Source organism: Humidesulfovibrio mexicanus, from assembly GCF_900188225.1.
Classification (GTDB): domain Bacteria; phylum Desulfobacterota; class Desulfovibrionia; order Desulfovibrionales; family Desulfovibrionaceae; genus Humidesulfovibrio; species Humidesulfovibrio mexicanus.
Window position 1 is genome coordinate 65,146 of the sequence record NZ_FZOC01000004.1, and the last position, 16,593, is coordinate 81,738.

At 66.8% G+C, this 16,593-nt stretch carries 15 protein-coding genes and 1 riboswitch; of the genes, 4 read left to right on the plus strand and 11 right to left on the minus strand.

Translation table 11 applies throughout. The annotated features are described in order from the left end of the window. The first annotated feature begins 65 nt into the window (after positions 1-65). A complete protein-coding gene (locus tag CHB73_RS09225) occupies positions 66-1,553 on the plus strand; it encodes a fused MFS/spermidine synthase (RefSeq protein WP_089274290.1) in 1,488 nt (495 codons plus the stop codon). A gap of 20 nt (positions 1,554-1,573) precedes the next feature. Here the strand turns inward: CHB73_RS09225 and cobT are convergent, their stop codons facing one another. After that, positions 1,574-2,641, minus strand: a complete 1,068-nt coding sequence (gene cobT, locus CHB73_RS09230; protein WP_089274291.1) for a nicotinate-nucleotide--dimethylbenzimidazole phosphoribosyltransferase — start codon at positions 2,639-2,641, stop codon at positions 1,574-1,576. 112 nt (positions 2,642-2,753) lie between these two features. Then, a riboswitch (cobalamin riboswitch) is annotated at positions 2,754-2,891 on the minus strand. Between the two features lie 98 nt (positions 2,892-2,989). On the opposite strand from cobT, the gene CHB73_RS09235 reads away from it, so the two are divergent. Genes CHB73_RS09235 through CHB73_RS09245 form a run of 3 tightly spaced genes read left to right on the plus strand, consistent with a single transcriptional unit; the run spans position 2,990 to position 6,003 of the window. After that, positions 2,990-3,811, plus strand: coding sequence for a WcbI family polysaccharide biosynthesis putative acetyltransferase (locus tag CHB73_RS09235; protein WP_089274657.1), 822 nt, complete (start codon positions 2,990-2,992; stop codon positions 3,809-3,811). A 3-nt stretch (positions 3,812-3,814) separates the two neighbouring features. Further along, entirely contained in the window at positions 3,815-4,828 is a 1,014-nt protein-coding gene (locus tag CHB73_RS09240) for a glycosyltransferase family protein (RefSeq protein ID WP_089274292.1), read from the plus strand. Further along, positions 4,825-6,003 carry a murein transglycosylase domain-containing protein gene (locus tag CHB73_RS09245; protein ID WP_089274293.1) on the plus strand — a complete coding sequence of 393 codons (1,179 nt, stop codon included), beginning with the start codon at positions 4,825-4,827 and terminating at the stop codon, positions 6,001-6,003. Before CHB73_RS09240 ends, CHB73_RS09245 begins: the two co-directional genes overlap by 4 nt. A gap of 6 nt (positions 6,004-6,009) precedes the next feature. Here the strand turns inward: CHB73_RS09245 and CHB73_RS09250 are convergent, their stop codons facing one another. The 10 genes from CHB73_RS09250 to secA all read right to left on the minus strand — a co-directional run bounded on the left by CHB73_RS09250 (position 6,010) and on the right by secA (position 16,435). Beyond that, positions 6,010-6,504 (minus strand): metallophosphoesterase family protein, encoded by a 495-nt coding sequence (locus tag CHB73_RS09250; protein WP_143337354.1) that lies wholly within the window; start codon positions 6,502-6,504, stop codon positions 6,010-6,012. A gap of 17 nt (positions 6,505-6,521) precedes the next feature. Next, complete coding sequence (locus CHB73_RS09255) at positions 6,522-7,367, minus strand: MlaA family lipoprotein (protein WP_089274295.1); 846 nt, start codon at positions 7,365-7,367, stop codon at positions 6,522-6,524. Positions 7,368-7,388: 21 nt separating this feature from the next. Continuing rightward, a complete protein-coding gene (locus CHB73_RS09260) occupies positions 7,389-8,012 on the minus strand; it encodes an MlaC/ttg2D family ABC transporter substrate-binding protein (protein WP_089274296.1) in 624 nt (207 codons plus the stop codon). Between the two features lie 39 nt (positions 8,013-8,051). Continuing rightward, the gene (mlaD, locus tag CHB73_RS09265; RefSeq protein ID WP_089274297.1) at positions 8,052-8,495 is read right to left on the minus strand and encodes an outer membrane lipid asymmetry maintenance protein MlaD; all 444 of its coding nucleotides are present in this window, start codon (positions 8,493-8,495) and stop codon (positions 8,052-8,054) included. Between the two features lie 43 nt (positions 8,496-8,538). Next, positions 8,539-9,369 carry an ABC transporter ATP-binding protein gene (locus CHB73_RS09270; protein WP_089274298.1) on the minus strand — a complete coding sequence of 277 codons (831 nt, stop codon included), beginning with the start codon at positions 9,367-9,369 and terminating at the stop codon, positions 8,539-8,541. A gap of 12 nt (positions 9,370-9,381) precedes the next feature. After that, the gene (locus CHB73_RS09275) at positions 9,382-10,188 is read right to left on the minus strand and encodes an MlaE family ABC transporter permease (RefSeq protein ID WP_089274299.1); all 807 of its coding nucleotides are present in this window, start codon (positions 10,186-10,188) and stop codon (positions 9,382-9,384) included. A 203-nt stretch (positions 10,189-10,391) separates the two neighbouring features. Next, positions 10,392-11,054, minus strand: coding sequence for an HD domain-containing protein (locus CHB73_RS09280; RefSeq protein ID WP_089274300.1), 663 nt, complete (start codon positions 11,052-11,054; stop codon positions 10,392-10,394). Positions 11,055-11,194: 140 nt separating this feature from the next. Then, positions 11,195-12,379, minus strand: coding sequence for a bifunctional glutamate N-acetyltransferase/amino-acid acetyltransferase ArgJ (gene argJ, locus CHB73_RS09285; RefSeq protein ID WP_089274301.1), 1,185 nt, complete (start codon positions 12,377-12,379; stop codon positions 11,195-11,197). Positions 12,380-12,458: 79 nt separating this feature from the next. Further along, a complete protein-coding gene (locus CHB73_RS09290; protein ID WP_089274302.1) occupies positions 12,459-13,739 on the minus strand; it encodes a diguanylate cyclase in 1,281 nt (426 codons plus the stop codon). A gap of 143 nt (positions 13,740-13,882) precedes the next feature. After that, on the minus strand, positions 13,883-16,435 hold the full coding sequence (gene secA, locus CHB73_RS09295; protein WP_089274303.1) for a preprotein translocase subunit SecA: 2,553 nt from the start codon (positions 16,433-16,435) through the stop codon (positions 13,883-13,885). Positions 16,436-16,593 lie beyond the last annotated feature (158 nt).

Sequence of the window (16,593 nt, forward strand, 5' to 3'; positions counted from 1 at the left end):
TTTCGCGGGTCGCGCCCCGGTCCGGACATCTGGACTTTTGCTCCTGGTCCGGGCACAGCAGAACAATGCTGGAAATCGCCGTCTTTCTCTGCGGAGCCGTAGTCATGGTGCTGGAACTCGCGGGCTCGCGCGTGCTGGCGCCCTTTCTGGGAACCTCCATCGTGGTCTGGACCAGCCTCATCGGGGTGGTGCTGGGCGCGCTCAGCCTGGGGTACTGGTGGGGCGGCCGCATCGCCGACCGCAGACCCGAACCAAGACTCCTCTCGCGCCTCATCCTGCTGGCGGCCCTGGCCACCCTGCTCATCGCAGGCTCCAAGGGGCTGCTCCTGCCCTTTTTGCAGCGCAAGGCCGGACTCTCCGCCGCAAGCCTGGCCGGAGCCACGGCGCTTTTCGCCCCGGCGGCAATTCTGCTGGGAATGGTTTCGCCCTTCGCCGTGCGCCTGCGCATGAAGGACGCCGACGCCTCCGGCCGCACGGCTGGCACCCTGTACGCCCTGTCCACGGTGGGCAGCATCGCCGGCACCTTCGCGGCGGGCTTCTGGCTCACCGCCGCCATCGGCACCACCAATCTGGTGCTCTGCATGGCCGGGGTGCTGGTGCTGGCGTCCTTCTGCATCCACCGGGGAGACCTGCCCGCAAAGCTCGCCACCGCGGCGCTCATCGGCCTGACGGCCCTGGGACTCTCAATCTACGACCGCCAGCTCCGCGCGGCGGACATCCACGACCTGGACACGCCCTACCAGCGGGTGCTTGTGTACAACGCGCGCAACAACCGCACCGGCGCGCTGCTCAAGATGCTCTCCACAGGGCCGGAGGGCAGCCAGTCGGCCATGGACCTTTCCGATCCCACCCTGCTGGCCCTGCCCTACACCCAGTACTACCGCCTGGCCACGCACTTCCGGCCGGACCTGCGCCGCGTGCTCATGCTGGGCGGGGGCGCGTGCTCCTTCCCCAAGTATGCGCTGAGCCGCCCGGAGGAGTTCGGCGGCGGCCCGCGCATGGACGTAGTGGAGATCGACCCCGGCGTGACGGACATCGCGCGGCGGCACTTCGGCCTCGCGGAGCTGCCCGGCCTTGCCCTGCGCCACGGCGACGCCCGGCGCTTCCTGAACCACGACGCCGCGCCGGGAAGCTATCAGGTTGCGCTGGTGGACGTGTTCACCAGCCACCTCTCCGTGCCCTTCCACCTGGCCACGCGGGAAACCGCCCAGGCGCTCTCCCGCGCCCTGGACGACCACGGCGTGGTGCTGGTGAACTGCATCAGCGCGGCCGAGGGCGGCAAAAGCCGCTTCTACCGCGCCCTGCTCGCCACCTACCGCTCCGTGTTCCCGCGCGTGGAGAGCTTCCTGCTGGAGCCGGAGGATCCGTCCTCGCCCCAGAACATCATCCTGGCGGCCTTCAAGGACGGCGAGGAGCCGCTCTTGCACAGCGACAATGCCGACTACGCGGCCATGCTGGCCACGCGCTACCTGCCGCCAGCCCCTCTGCCCGGCGATCCCCCCGTGCTCACCGACGACTTCGCGCCCGTGGACCACTACCTGCTTGACCTTTAGGCGGACGCAAGCGTCCAGGCCTAGGCGCTCTCGCTCACCCCGGCCTGGGTGAAGGAGGCCATGCCGTTGTAGATGGCCGCTGCCGAACGCAGCAGGAACATGGCCACGGCCGCTCCCGTGCCCTCGCCCAGGCGCATCCCCAAGTCGAGCAGAGGCTTCTGCCCCAATTTTTCCGCTGCCAGCTTGTGTCCGGGCTCGGCCGAGGCGTGGGCCAACGCCAGGTAGTCGGTGACGGCGGGCGCCAGCTTCCAGGCGGCAACGCAGGCGGCGGTGGAGATGAAGCCATCCACGCACACGAACTGCCTGTTCTTGGCCCCGCCCAGAATCAGCCCGGCCAGGCAGGCTATTTCCAGACCTCCCAGGGCGGCGAGGATTCCCAGCGCATCCCCCTTGGCCACCACGGCCGCGTTGGCCGCCAGGCCACGCCGCACCACCTCGGCCTTGCGGCGCACGCCCTCCTGGTCCAGGCCGGTGCCGGGTCCGGTCATGGCCTCCGGCTCCAGGCCCAGATAGGCGCAGTAGAGGGCCGTGGACGGCGTGGTGTTGCCGATGCCCATGTCCCCGGTGCCCAGCACGCGCACGCCCTCGGCATAGGCGATGTCCGCCAGGTTCACGCCCAGGAGCAGCGCGCCCAGGCACTGCTCTTCGCTCATGGCCGGCCCCTTGGCCAGGTTGGCCGTGCCCTGGGCCACCTTGCCGGACACCAGCCGGGGATGCTCGTCGAAGTCAGGGCCCAGACAGCCCGCGTCCACCACGAACAGTTGCGCTCCGGCCTCGCGGGCAAGCACATTTATCCCAGCGCCGCCATTCAGAAAATTGAGCACCATCTGCCGCGTGACTTCTTGCGGAAAGAGGCTCACGCCCTCCTCCACCACGCCATGATCGCCCGCCACGGTGTACACGCGGCAAGGGTCGGCCTTGGGCGCGCCGCCGCCCTGCGCCAGGCACAGGCGCAGGGCCAGCTCCTCCAGGCGGCCCAGGCTGCCGCGCGGCTTGGTGAGGTTGTCCAGATGGGCCTGGGCGGCCTGAGCCAGGGTGCGGTCCACCGGCGTTATGGCGGACAGGACGGATTCGAAACGCTGACGCATGGGGGGGCTCCTTTGCTTGCTGTGGGCGAAAAAAAGGTTCCGGCAGGCACATGACAAGCCCGCCGAAACCCTTTGCCATCGGATTCCTGCACTGGTTCGCCGCTGCGGACAGGTCTTCCGACTTCCGGATCAGCCCGGCGGGGACGGCCTTCCCAGGGGATTGCTCCCCCAGTGGCCCGGCGCGCGCGCCATACGTCCCCCCGGTCCCCGGTTACGGCGACGGGATCGCCACGGATTCGCACCGTGTTCCGGGATGTCCGCCCGGTTCACTGCTGCTAGCCCATGGCGGAGCGTTTTTCAAGCCTCGCCGGGCTTCCCCATCGGCACGGCGATTGCTACAGTGCGGGCGTGAAGCACCCTCTCGCCATACTGCACGCCAATTGCCAGGGAGAGCCCCTGGCCCGCGCCCTGCTCGCCAGCCCGGAATTTCGCCGCGCCTACGCCCCACGGGTGTTCCTCAACTACACGCGGGAAGAACTCCCGCAATCCGCCCTGAACGCCTGCGGGCTCTTCCTTTACCAGCACCTCGGCCCCCAGTGGGGCGGCCTCGCCTCGGACGCGCTGCTGCGCCGCCTGCCGTCGGGCTGCCCCAGCCTGTGCATCCCCAACATGTTCTTCCGGGGGCCCTGGCCGCTGTGGTCCGGCGCGCCGGGCTTCGACTTCCGCGACACGTATCTGGATCGACTGCTGGACATGGACCTGCCCGCCCAGGACATCCTGCGCGTGTACCTCGGCCCCGGACTGGCGAGGCACTTCGACCTGGACGCCCTCCTGGCCGAGACCGTGGCCATGGAACGGGAACGCCAGGCGCGCACGCCGGTCCCCTACCTGGACCACGTGCTGGAGCATTTCCGCAAGCGGCCCCTGTTCCTCACCGTGAACCATCCCTCGTCCGAACTCATCATCCTGGCGGCCCAAGGCATCCTGCGCGAGCTGGGGCTGGCCCCGGCCGAGGAACGCGAGCTGTCGGCCTTCACCACCGGGTACGAGGACTTCTTCCTGCCCATCCACCCGCAGGCGGCGGCCCATTACGGCCTGGCCTACGGCGGGGCCGAGGCGCGCTACCCGGTGTACGGGCGCGAGCGCTCCTTCACCGAGTACGCTGCGGCCTACGTGGCGTGCAGACAGGCCGGCGTGGACGACTTCATCGGCTTTTTGAAGGCGGCGTAAGCAATGGACGGACGCGAACGCAGCATCGCCTGGGTGGGCGGCATGTACTTCATGGAGGACATGCGCGACCAGGGCTTCCGGCCCGTGGCCCTACCGCTCACAGGCCCGGCCGTGCTCGGCTTTGAGGACATCGTCCAGAGGCTCGGCTTTGCGCCGGATGCCGTGGTCTACACCGACCGCAGCCTGCCGCCGCCCCTGGTGGGCCTGGAACGCTTCCCCTGCCTCACCGCCTTCTACTGCATCGATTCGCACATCCACAGCTGGTACCCGCTCTACGCCAGGAGCTTCGACCTCTGCGCCGTGAGCCTGCGCGACCACGTGGACGCCTTCGCCCGCGCCCTTGGGCAGGACCGCGTGGCCTGGCTGCCGCCCTTTGCCGCCCGGCACCACCGGCCGCGCCAGGCGGACACGGAATTCGACCTGCTCTTCGTGGGCACGGTGGACCCGGAAACAACGCCGCTGCGCTGCGACTTCCTCTCGCGCCTGGGCAGGCTGGCGCCAGGGCTGGCCGTGCGCCAGGGCAGCTTTCCGGAGCTCATGCCCCGCGCCCGCGTGGTGCTGAACATCGCCGAACGCGGGGATCTGAACTTCCGGGTGTTCGAGGCGCTGGCCTGCGGCGCGTGCCTGCTGACCCCGGAACTGGAGCATGGCCAGAACGAGCTGTTCACGCCGGGGGAGCATTTCGCCACCTACAGGGCGGACGATGCCGAGGACTGCGCGGCCAAGGCCCGCGAGCTGCTGGATGACCCGCAGCGCTGCGAGGCGCTGGCCCAGGCGGGCCTGCGCGCCGTGGACACCGCCCACAGGCCGCGGCACCGCGCCCGGGCTTTGGCCGCCCTGCTCCGCCAAGGACTTGACGCCGGACTCGCGGAGCGCCGCCTCGCAACCCCGGACCTGGCCCTGCGCAGGGAACTGCGCTTGCTGTGGCTGCATTGGGCCGAGCATTCCGACAACCCGGCCCTGGCCGCCCGCTATCTGGCCGAGGCCCGGCGCCTTGCCGGAGGCGCACGGCCATGATCCCTGGCGGCAACCGCCTGCCGCTCTTGGCGGCGCTCCTTTGCGCCTGCCTGCTGGCCTCGTCATGCTCCCTGGGGGACATGACCAACCTGGCGCGCATCGCCTCCGGCGACACCAATGCCGCCGTGGACATGGCGCGCAGCAAGGCCATCCGCTACGCCACCAACCCCAGCGCCATCCAGGCGGACTACAAACGCTTCAAGCGGCTCATCGCCACCTTCCGTAAGGCCGTGCGCGGCCAGTGGGGCGCGGCCGACGCCCGCGAGGCCCAGCCCAAGCGCTACGTCAAATACACGCAGAACTACCTGTCCCGCGCCAGCGTGGATTTCGAGAACGGCAGCATCACGGTGGAGACCCTGGATGCCGAGGCCCCGCTCAAGAGCCTGCGCGAGGCCATCGTCACCACCCTGCTGACCCCCTACGATCCACGCGCCGTGGACATGTACTCCAGCGGACCGGTGCCCCTTGGAGGCAGGCCCTTTCTGCTTGGCGAGGTCAAGGACGCGCGCGGCCGGGACATCACAACCGAGAAGCAGGCCCTGGAGTACGCCCGCGCCCTGCTGGCCCAGGGTCCGCAGGAGCGGCCCGCCTCAAGCCCCGGCAAGACCGTGCGCTTCGTGGTTATTCCCATGGTGCGCGACCATCTGCAGGTGCGCGCGGTGAAGTTCAAGCCGCTGGTGGAGGCGGCCTCGCGCCGCTTCGGCGTGTCCCGCGTGCTGATCTACGCCGTCATCCGCGTGGAAAGCGACTTCAACCCCTACGCCATCAACAGCGTGCCCGCCATCGGCCTCATGCAGGTGGTGCCGCGTTCGGCCGGGGCCGATGTGCACCGCGAGCTTACGGGCAGGCGCGGCGAGCCGGACAAGGCCTTCCTCTTCGACCCGGAGAACAACATCACGTACGGCACGGCCTACCTGTCCATTCTGTCCCGGCGGCATCTTGCAGGCGTGACCGATCCGGTAAGCCGGGAATACTGCGTCATCGCCTCCTACAACGGCGGCTCCGGCGCGCTCTTGAAGACCTTCTCGCCCAGCCGGGCCAAGGCCCTCGCGGCCATCAACGGCCGTGCGCCCACGGCCGTGTACGACACCATCACCACGCGCCACGCGGCCGCGGAGACGCGCCAGTACCTCCGCAAAGTGCTGGAAGCCAAAAAGCAATTCGTCGGGTTGTAGGAACCGCTAAAGGTCCACGAAGGTGCAGTCGAGCGTGCCGTCCTGGGCCACGTCCACCAGGGCCATGGAGCCCTCGGCCACGCTGCCGGGATTCAGGAGCCAGACGCCCTGGTGCTGCTCCCAGTGGCGGCGGTGGGTGTGGCCGTAGCAGAGCAGTCGATGACCGGGCAAGGCGTCGAACACGCGCCGCCACACGCTGTCGCGCTGCCCCCAGCCATGGGCCATGCCCAACGCGAGGGAGCCGCCGCCTGGAATCTCCAGCTCACGGCTTAGGGTCAGGGGCAGGTCGTGGTCCAGCTCGAAATGGTCGCAGTTGCCGCGCACGCACAGAAAACGCGGGTGTCGGCACAGGTAATGATACACCGAAGCGCCCACCATGTCCCCGCAGTGCAGCAGGAACGTGGCGGGCGCGAGGTGTGCGTCGTACAGCGTCTGGAAGGCTTCATCCGGCCCGCTCAGGTGCGTGTCGGAGATGACGGCCAGGCGCATGGGGGTGTGCACGAACGGCCCTGTCCGGGCTAGTCGTTCATCTTCTTCAGGCGCAGGCGCAGGTAGGCGTCGCGCACGGCCTCGTACGGATCGACGCTGGCGTCCTTGAGGGCCTCGTAGTCGCCGATGCGCAGGGACACTTCGTTGAGTTTGTCGTAGCTCTTGGCGCCCATGGACCAGTACCAGGGGTTCAGGTAGCTGGTGGGGGTCAGGAAGTAATCGCCCACGTAGCCCAGGCTGTCGCGCCCGGTGGAGGGGCCGAGGAAGGGCCACACGATGTAGAAGCCGTTGTCCATGCCCCAGTAGCCGAATGTCAGGCCCAGGTCCTGCTCGGTGGACGGGATTGGCCTGAATGGCTTGGAATCGCTGGTGATATCCGCCAGACCACCCAGGCCGAAGGCCGTGTTGCCGATGAAGCGCGAGGTCTCCACCGCTGCGGCGTCGAACTTGGCCTGGAGCATAAGGCTGGTGAAGCGCACCGGGAACATGAGGTTGTGGAAGAAGTTGTGCACCCACAGGCGCGGGCGTTCGGGGATGACGAAGCTGTATCCCTGGGCCACGGGCTTGAGGGCCCAGAAATAGAGCTTGTCGTTGAAGGTGAACATGGCCCGGTTCCACCCCTCGATGGGGTCCGCGGTCATGGCGACCTCGTCGGCCTGGGTCATGTTGGCCGCGCCATGGCCCTTCTTGATGATCTGGCCGTTTTCGTCCCAGATGTCGTCGTCGCCGTAGGCCAGCAGCACAGGAGCGGCGGGCTGGACCTGGGGCGGCGTCTCGGCGGCGGAAGAAATTCCGGCGCCAAGCAGGACAAGCAGCGCGGCGACGGACGCGGCGCGAGCCAGGGCGGTGAATGCGGTCCCGACGGGCTTCATCATCTGCTCCCCTTCCCTTTTGCGCTACTTGCCGACCACATCGTCGACGTTCTTGCCCTCGTCCAAGGCCTTGATCTTGTCCTTGATGCGCTGGAGCAACGCCTCGGGGCTCTCCTTGGAAAGCACCTTGGCGAACTGGCTGCGATAGTTCTTGACCAGGCTCACGCCCTCCACCACCACGTCGTAGACCATCCACTGGTCGCGCTTGATCATGACGTAGTTGATGGGGATGTTCTTGTCCTTCATCACCACCTGGGTGCTGATGAAGGCCTGGTTGCCCTCGATCTGCTCCTTCAGGTAGTTGACCTTCTCGTTGTTGTATTTCTCAAGCTTGAGGATGTACGTCTTCTGCAGCAGCTCGGAAAAGCAGGAAACGAATTCATCCTGCTGCTTGGCGTTGTACTTCTTCCAATTCTCACCCAGGGCGCGGCGGGAAAGCTCGTTCCAGTCAAAAAAGCCATCAGCCACGGTACGCAGCTTCTTCTGGCGTTCCTGCCGCTTGGCCGAGCCCTTGAGAGAGGCGTCGGACAAGATGGCGATGACCTTGTCAATGCCGACCTTGAGACGATCCTGCGGCTCGCCGGCGAAGGCCGAAGCAGAGAAGGCGAAAAGGAGCAACACCGCGAGAAAAAAAGCTGTTTTTTTCATTCCACCAGTCCTAATGAGATATGAAAATACGGGCGGACGCTACACGCCGCCGAACACATATTTACTGATTAACTCTTCAAGGTCAATAGAGGATTCCGTGTCCCGCAACACAGCGCCCGCCTGAATGGGGTCGCCGCCGCCGCGCGAAAGTTTCACGTACTTGTCGCCGATGAGGCCGCTGGTCTTTACCGAGGCGATGGTGTCATCGGTGAGCTGCACGTCCTTGCGGATGCGCAGGGTCACAACAGACATGCCGCTCTCAAGGTCGATGCCGATCTTCTCCACAAAGCCCATCTCCACGCCGTACATCTGCACCGGCGCATTGACCTTGAGGCCGGTGACATCGTTGAACTTCGCGGTGATGGCGTAGTCGTTCTCGCCGAACAGCCGCACATTGCCGAGCTTGATGCTCATGTAGGCGATGGCGATGAAGCCGATGAGCACGAACAGCCCGACTTGCGTTTCCTTTGCGTATTTCTTCATCCGGCACCTCGATTGGTCTGGCCCTGGCGCGCGCGCCCGGCCGCTATTGGCCCCGATATCCGGAGCAGTCGCGCTTCATGGCCTTTGTCCCAAGGTGCGGCATGGTCAGCCGGGGCGTGCTGCGGCTGGCCGCCCTGCGGTCCAGGAAGCGGCGCAGGTACTCGTCCTGCGTGGCCTCCAGCGCCGCAAGGCCGCCCTCGAAAAGCACCCGGCCCTCGCCCAACACAAGCACATGGTCGGCTATGGCGCGCATACTGTGCAGGTCGTGGCTCACCACCACCATGGTCATGTCAAAGCTCCGCTTGAGCTCCAGCAGCAACTGGTCCAGTTCCGCCGCGGTTACCGGGTCCAGGCCGCTGGTGGGCTCGTCGCAAAACAGCAGCGGCGGGTCCATGACCATGGCCCGGGCAAGCCCGGCGCGCTTGCGCATCCCCCCGGAAAGCTCGTTGGGGTAGTAGTCGTAAAAATCGGCCAGGCCCACCAGCCCCAGCTTGGCCAGCACACGCTCGCGAACGTCCTTCTCCGTAAGGCGGGTGTGCTCCCGCAGGGGCAGGGCCACATTGTCGCCCAGGGTCAGCGACCCAAGCAGCGCGCCGTCCTGGAACAGCACGCCCATGCGCTGGCGCAGGCAGTGCATCCCCTTGCGGTCCAGGGAGGAGAGGTCGTGGCCGTCGATGATGATCCGACCGGCCAGCACCGGGTGCAGGCGGAGGATGTGCTTCAGAAGTGTGGACTTGCCGCAGCCGGAACCGCCCAGGATGACGGAAATCTTGCCGCCCGGCAGGGTGGCGTTGATGTTGCTGACCACGGCGTGCTCTCCGTAGCCGATGGTCAGCCCCTCCATGACGATGTCCTGCGTGTTGGTCGCTGTCATGCGGCGTGTCTCCTAGAACAAGAGCGAGGTCAGCACGTAATCGGACAGCAGGATGAGCACGCAGGAGGTGACCACAGCCGATGTGGTCGCCTGGCTCACGGCCTCCGGCCCGACGGAATCGCGCCGCAAATGCGTGAAGTAGCCCATGTAGCAGCTCACGGTGCACACCACCACGCCGAACACCAGGGATTTGATGAATCCGCCGGAGATGTCGCTGCGCTGCAGATAGGCGCCGACGCGGTACCAGTAGACGCCGGAGTTGCCGCCCAGAAGCAGCACGCCGGTGAGGTAGCCGCCCACCATGCCTACAAGGTCGAAAAAGGCGGTGAGGATGGGGAAGCAGATGATGCTCGCGGCCAGCTTGGGGCTCACCAGGTAGCCCATGGGATTGATGTCCATGACCTGCAGGGCGTCCACCTGCTCGGAGATGCGCATGACGCCGATCTCGGCGGTCATGGACGAGCCCGCCCGGCCGGTGATCATGATGGCCGTGAGCACCGGCCCAAGCTCGCGCACCAGCGAAAGCGACACCGCCGCGCCAAGAAAGCCGTCGGCTCCGAACTTGGCCAGGGCGTAATACATCTGCAGGCCGATGACCATGCCGGTGAACAGGCTGATGAGCGTGATGACGCTGACGCTCTTGACGCCGATGAAGTAGACTTGGCGTACGGTCTTCTGCACTTGGCCGAAGGAGGTGAACAGGCGGCTGACGGCCTCCAGCAGGAACAGCAGCATGGCCCCCATCTCGCCCAGCAGGCGCAGGAAGGCGTCGCCCAGGCGGGCGATTGGCGGCATCTGCGGGCGTCGCGCCTCGATCATGGTGCTGGCGTCTCCTTCTGGCGGGCTCAAAAAACGGCCACGCCGCGACACGGCCGTACTGAAACCCCGGCCAAATCCAGGTTGAGCATGTCCAATCCCTTATGCCTACCACAGCCGAAACAGGCAGGCAAGCCGTGGCCTTGGCGGGCAAAGCATTTTAAACAAATCGGGATCATGCGCGCGGTTGTGCCGCCAGCAGCCTGCTATTCCCCGTCGCGCGGGCCGCCCTGGCCCGCTTTCGCGCCGCCTCCGGCCGCAGCCTTGCGCGCGCCGTTCTTGCGCTCCCACCAGCTCTGGTCCGGGCCCAGAAACCACCAGTCGGTGTGGTCCGTCTCCATGATGGTCCCGGCCAGTTCCTGGCCTTGCGGCGTGCGCAGGCGCTCCCTGGCCGCGGCAAGCCACTTGTCCGCATACCTGTTGCCCAGGTCGCTCTGCTCCTTCAGATTCAGCATCAGGTCCAGCTGGTCGGCGTCCTGCGCCAGCCTGGCCTCAAGGCTGGCCGTCTCCTCCAGCTCCTCCCACATGGGCAGAAGCTCGCCCTCAAGCCCCGTGCCGGACAGGCAATGTTCCAGGGCCTTGGTGCGCGTGCTGGTGTTGTAGATGCGGTTCACGTAATTGAAGTCGCCGGTGCGCGCCTCGTGCAGATCGTGGAACAGGCACAGAAGGGCCGTGCGCTCCTTGTTGGCCCCGGCCATGTGCGCCAGCACGAAGCCGATGACCGCCGTGCGGAAGGAGTGCTCGGCGACGTTCTCCTGCCCGGTGCCCAGAAACTGGTAGCCGCTGCGCGGCGTACGGCGCAGCATTCCGCATTCGTTGAGAAAGTCCACTATGCGTGTGAGCCTGGAGCGGGAGTCGAGTCGTGACATGGGGGATAGGCCTCCGGGGATGCGCCTTGCGGGGTGTTAGGGACGCCGCCGCTGGCGGAGGCGTTCCGGGCTGGGAAACAACGCCGCAGTCCGGGCCCAAATAGCTTCCCGGAGCAGCGGCGTCGAAAAGGTCCGGGGGCCTAGGTCCGGTAATCGGCGTTGATCTCGATGTAGCGCTTGGTCAAGTCCGAGGCCAGGAGCGTGAAGCGGCCCCGCCCGGCCTTGAGATCGAGGGATATCTCCACATCCTGGTGCCGCATGATGGGCGCGAGCAGCGCGTCCAGGTCCACGGGCGCGGGCTGCCCCTTCTCGAACACCAGGATGCCGCCGATTCTGAGCTCCACAGCATCGGGGTCGAAGTCCGCCCCGCTGCGCCCCAGGGCCGCCACGATGCGCCCCCAGTTGGGGTCGCAGCCGAAGAGCGCCGTCTTGACCAGGGGCGAAGTGCCGATGGCGCGGGCGGCCATTTCCGCCTGGGCGGCGCTTTTGGCCCCGGCGACCGTGATGTGCGCCACCTTGGTGCCGCCCTCGGCGTCCTGCACGATGCGGTAGGACAGCTCCTGGCAAAGCTCGGTGACGCATTCCCGCAGGGCCTTGAGGCCCTTGGCGTCGCGCACGGCCACGCGGGAGGCGCCGTTGGCCAGCCCCAACACGGTGTCGTTGGTGCTGGTGTCGCCGTCCACGGTAAGCGCGTTGAAGGAGCGGTCGGCCGCGTGGCGCAGGATGGCCTGCCAGTCCGCGGGGTCCACGTCGGCGTCGCAGAGGATGAAGCCCAGCATGGTGGCCATGGTGGGGCTGATCATGCCCGCGCCCTTGCACATGCCCAGCACGCGCACCTCGCCAGCGGGCAGGGAGAGGGTCTTGGCCACGAGCTTGGGAAAGGTGTCCGTGGTCATCATGGCCTTGGCCACGTCCATGGCCGTGGCCGTGCCCAAGCTTGCGGCCAGCTGCGGCGCGGCGGCCGCCCACTTGTCCATCTTGAGCTGCGCGCCAATGACCCCGGTGGAGGTGGGGAGCACGTCCCCGGCCCCGATTCCGACCGCCTTGGCGACCATTTCGAGGGTGGCGCGGCAGTTGGCGAGTCCTTCCTCCCCGGTGCAGGCGTTGGCCTGGCCGGAGTTCACCACCAGGGCGCGGGCCAGGGGCCGCGCGCCGAGCAGTTCCTTGCACACCAGCACGGGCGCGGCCTGGAAGCGATTTGTGGTGAACACCCCGGCGGCGGAGGCCGGGCCAAGGCTCAGCACGAGCCCCAGGTCGTTGCGGTCGGGCCGCTTGAACCCGGCCGCGGCAACGGCGAACTGGAAACCTTTGGGTTCAATGCTCATGGGCGCACCTCGCGAAAAAGCGTCGCGAGCGGGTGGAGCCCGCCGCGCACGAACAGCCCTAGCACAGGCCGGGACGGGTTTAAAGGGCCGGGGAGCAGCCGTCGAAGGCGGCGGGTTCGAAAAGGGTGACGCTGTTGCGGCCGACGGCCTTGGAGCGGTACAGCATCCGGTCGGCCTCGCGCAGCATGTCGTCAAGGCTCAGGCCCAGCGCGCAGCACAGACCGATGCTCACGGTATAGGCGATGGGCTGGCCGTCGAAGTCCACGGGCGTCTCGGCGATGGCCGTGCGCAATTCCTCGAACAGCAGGCGGGCCTGGTCGGCGCGCATGTCCGAGGCCAGAACGCAGAACTCCTCGCCGCCGATGCGGGCCACAATGTCCGACGCGCGGAAGCGGGAAACCAGCAACTGGGCCATGTGCTTAAGCACGGCGTCGCCTGCCTCGTGGCCGTAGGTGTCGTTGATGGCCTTGAAATTGTCGATGTCGAGCATGGCCACGGTGGCGGGCTGGCTGCGCCGGGTCAAAAGCGCGTGCAGCTGCCCCCCGGCGGAGAAGAAATAGCGCCGGTTGAACACGCGGGTCAAAAAGTCCCGCTCGGCCATGTAGCGCACCTGGGCGATGTGGTCGAGCATCTCCAGGTTCTGGGTGATGCGCGTGTAGAATTCCTCGGCCAGGAAGGGCTTGTTCAGGTAGTCGTTGGCGCCGCTCTTGATGAACCGGGCGGAAAGCCTGGCCCCGCCCACGGCGGAGACGCCGATGATGGCCAACTTGTCCTTGCCGGAGCGGCGGCGCATTTCGCGGACCAGGGCGAAGCCGTCCATGCCCGGCATACTGTAGTCCACCAGGGCCAGCTTCAAGTCCGGATGTTCGGCCAGCACGGCCAGGGCCTCCTCGCCGCTCGCGGCCTCCAGCACGTGGTAGCGGTGGGCGGCCAAGAGCCGGAGCACGGCCTGCCGATAGCTGCGCGAATCATCCACCACCAGGACCTTGGTCTGCGGATTGCGGTGCAGCCGCCCCAGCAGCCGCACGACGTAGTCCACATTCTCCGGTCCGTCCTTGAGCACATAGTCCACTATGTGGCGGCTCCAGAAATTCTCCTGCATGGCGTCGGAAAGGTCGGCGGTGAAGACGATGGCGGGAATGGAATAGGCGAGGGCGAGCTCCACGGATTGCCCGTCCGGGGCGTCTGGCAGGCGCAGGTCCACCAGGGCGGCCAGATACTCGTTCTCCTGGCCAATGCTTTCCACAGCCTCGGTGAGGCAATGGGCCACATGGACCTCGAAGCCCAGTTCGAGCCGCACCCGCCGGGCCAGCATTTCCGCAAAGGAAGGGCTGTCCTCGACGATGAGCACTTTTGTCATTGCGCACTCCCGGCAGGGGCGGACGGACAGTCACGCCCCCAGGCGTCGCCGCGTCGGGACGACCGGCCGCTTCGCCGCTTGGGCCCTAGCACACGAGCATCACGCAGCGCAATACCGCATTGGCGCCGCCGATACCCGGTCCGCTACTTGCCGCAGCAATTCTTGAACTTCTTGCCCGACCCGCAGGAGCAGGGATCGTTCCGGCCCACCTTGGCCGAACGCTTGACGGGCTGCGGCTTCCTGGCCTCCGCAGGCTCCGAGGATGGCGAGCCCTTGTACTCCACCTCGCCGGCGTCCTCCTTGTGCTGGAACTCCTCCTCGCGCACCTCCTTCTGGATGCGCAGGCGGCAGATGAGGCTCATGGACTTCTCGGCGATGGTGTAGAGCATGGCGCGGAAGAGCTCGAAGCCCTCGCGCTTGTATTCCTGCTTGGGATCCTTCTGGCCGTAGCCGCGCAGGCCGATGCCGTCGCGCAGGTGATCCATGCTGAGCAGATGGTCCTTCCAGTTGCGGTCAAGGGTCTCCAGGCTGAAGTAGCGCAAGATTTCCTGGTAGCTGTCCGGAGCGGCGTTCTCCAGCGCCTTCAGGCTCTCGGCTATCCACTCCTCGGCCTGCTCGCGGGAAGGCAGGGCGGCGGCGAAATCCGGGTAGCGGGAGAGGTCGAAGACCTCGTCCAGGCGGGAGGCGACGATGCCCGCGGTCTCCTCGTCGGGCTCGCCCTTCAGGTGCTCCACGGGCGCGTAGATGTCGTCCAGCAGCTCGGCCACGTACTCGTCCACGATGCCGTCCAGGGTCTCGGCGTACATGATCTCACGGCGGCGGGCGTAGATGACCTCGCGCTGCTGGTTCATGACGTTGTCGTAGTCGAGCAGCTGCTTTCTGATCTCGAAGTTGTGGGCCTCCACGCGCTTTTGCGAGCCCTCTATGGCGCGGCTGACCATGCGGTTCTCGATGGCCTCGCCATCCTCCAGGCCGAGCGTGTTCATCAGGCCCGCGATGCGGTCGCTGCCGAAAAGCCGCATAAGGTCGTCGTCCAACGCCAGGTAGAAGCGCGAGCTGCCCGGATCGCCCTGGCGGCCGGAGCGGCCGCGCAACTGGTTGTCGATGCGCCGGGACTCGTGGCGTTCCGTGCCCAGGATGTGCAGGCCGCCAAGCTCCTTGACGCCCTCGCCCAGCACGATGTCCGTGCCGCGGCCGGCCATGTTGGTGGCGATGGTGACCCGGCCCGCGTGTCCGGCCTCGGCCACTATCTGGGCCTCCAGCTCGTGCTGTTTGGCGTTCAGCACGTTGTGGGGCACGCCGCGCTTTTTCAGCATCTCGGACACCAGTTCGCTCTTCTCGATGGAGACCGTGCCCACCAGCACGGGCTGGCCGCGCTTGTGGCAGTCGGCGATCTCCTCGGCGATGGCGTGGTACTTCTCCTTCTGGGTCTTGAAGATCATGTCCGGGTTGTCGATGCGCACCATGGGCCGGTTGGTGGGAATCACGGTCACGTCGAGGTTGTAGATCTCCTTGAATTCCACGGCCTCGGTGTCGGCGGTGCCGGTCATGCCGGAGAGCTTCTCGTACATGCGGAAATAGTTCTGGAAGGTGATGGAGGCCAGCGTCTGGTTCTCGGCCTCCACCTTCACATGCTCCTTGGCCTCCAGGGCCTGGTGCAGGCCGTCGGAGAAGCGGCGGCCGGGCATGAGCCGCCCGGTGAACTCGTCCACGATGACCACCTGCCCGTCCTTGACGATGTACTCCACGTCGCGGCGGTACAGCTGGTGCGCCTTCAAGCCCTGCATGACGTGGTGCTGCAGGGTCGCGTTGGCGGGATCGTAGAGGTTCTCCACGCCAAGCAGCTTCTCGGCCTTGGCCACGCCGCGCTCGGTCAAGGCCACGGTGCGGCCCTTCTCGTCCACGGTGAAGTCGCCGCTGGGCTCCTCGCCCTCCTCCTTGGCCTTCTCGCCCTTCACCAGCATGGGGATGATGGCGTCCACCTTGCGATAGAGCTGGGTGCTCTCCTCGGCCGCGCCGCTGATGATGAGCGGGGTGCGCGCCTCGTCGATGAGGATGGAGTCCACCTCGTCCACGATGGCGTAGTTCAGGGGCCGCTGCACCAGCGACTCCTTGTAGAACTTCATGTTGTCGCGCAGGTAGTCGAAGCCGAACTCGTTGTTGGTGCCGTAGGTGATGTCCGAACCGTAGGCGGCCTGGCGTTCTTCGTCGTTGAGGCCGTGCACGATGACGCCCACGGACAGCCCCAGAAAATTGTACAGCTTGCCCATCCAGGCCGCGTCGCGCTTGGCCAGGTAGTCGTTCACCGTCACCAGGTGCACGCCCTTGCCGGAAAGCGCGTTCAGCACCACAGGCAGCGTGGCCACAAGGGTCTTGCCCTCGCCGGTCTTCATCTCGGCGATGCGGCCGTGGTGCAGAACCATGCCGCCCACCATCTGCACGTCGTAGTGGCGCATCCCCAGCACGCGCCGCCCGGCCTCGCGCACCAGGGCGAAGCACTCGGGCAGCAGATCATCCAGGCTGCGGCCGCCCGCCACCTCCTCCTTCCATGCGGCGATCCTGGCCGGGAAGTCGGCGTCGGAAAGCTCCTGCATCTTGGGCTCAAACGAGGCGATGGCGGCCACCGTGGGCTGAAGCTTCTTGAGGTAGCGCTCGTTGCTGGAGCCGATGATCTTTTTCAGGATGGAGCTGAACATGGGCAGATACTCCTCGGGCTGGGGGCCGTGCGGCCGACAGCGGATTTCGTCGTCATGGCGCCCCGCGAAGCGGCGGGACCGCGGTCCTGGCGCAGGGGGCGTCCCCCGGCCTGGGCAGGGGTGTTCTCGGATATTTCCCGAGCCGCGTCAAATTGTCC

Bases quoted from the DNA above. Each gene is read 5' to 3' on its own strand.
- secA (WP_089274303.1), bottom strand. From the start codon at position 16,435: ATGTTCAGCTCCATCCTGAAAAAGATCATCGGCTCCAGCAACGAGCGC.
- CHB73_RS09225 (WP_089274290.1), top strand. From the start codon at position 66: ATGCTGGAAATCGCCGTCTTTCTCTGCGGAGCCGTAGTCATGGTGCTG.
- CHB73_RS09260 (WP_089274296.1), bottom strand. From the start codon at position 8,012: ATGAAAAAAACAGCTTTTTTTCTCGCGGTGTTGCTCCTTTTCGCCTTC.
- CHB73_RS09270 (WP_089274298.1), bottom strand. From the start codon at position 9,369: ATGACAGCGACCAACACGCAGGACATCGTCATGGAGGGGCTGACCATC.
- CHB73_RS09280 (WP_089274300.1), bottom strand. From the start codon at position 11,054: ATGTCACGACTCGACTCCCGCTCCAGGCTCACACGCATAGTGGACTTT.
- CHB73_RS09245 (WP_089274293.1), top strand. From the start codon at position 4,825: ATGATCCCTGGCGGCAACCGCCTGCCGCTCTTGGCGGCGCTCCTTTGC.
- CHB73_RS09275 (WP_089274299.1), bottom strand. From the start codon at position 10,188: ATGATCGAGGCGCGACGCCCGCAGATGCCGCCAATCGCCCGCCTGGGC.
- CHB73_RS09255 (WP_089274295.1), bottom strand. From the start codon at position 7,367: ATGATGAAGCCCGTCGGGACCGCATTCACCGCCCTGGCTCGCGCCGCG.
- CHB73_RS09290 (WP_089274302.1), bottom strand. From the start codon at position 13,739: ATGACAAAAGTGCTCATCGTCGAGGACAGCCCTTCCTTTGCGGAAATG.
- argJ (WP_089274301.1), bottom strand. From the start codon at position 12,379: ATGAGCATTGAACCCAAAGGTTTCCAGTTCGCCGTTGCCGCGGCCGGG.
- mlaD (WP_089274297.1), bottom strand. From the start codon at position 8,495: ATGAAGAAATACGCAAAGGAAACGCAAGTCGGGCTGTTCGTGCTCATC.
- CHB73_RS09240 (WP_089274292.1), top strand. From the start codon at position 3,815: ATGGACGGACGCGAACGCAGCATCGCCTGGGTGGGCGGCATGTACTTC.
- cobT (WP_089274291.1), bottom strand. From the start codon at position 2,641: ATGCGTCAGCGTTTCGAATCCGTCCTGTCCGCCATAACGCCGGTGGAC.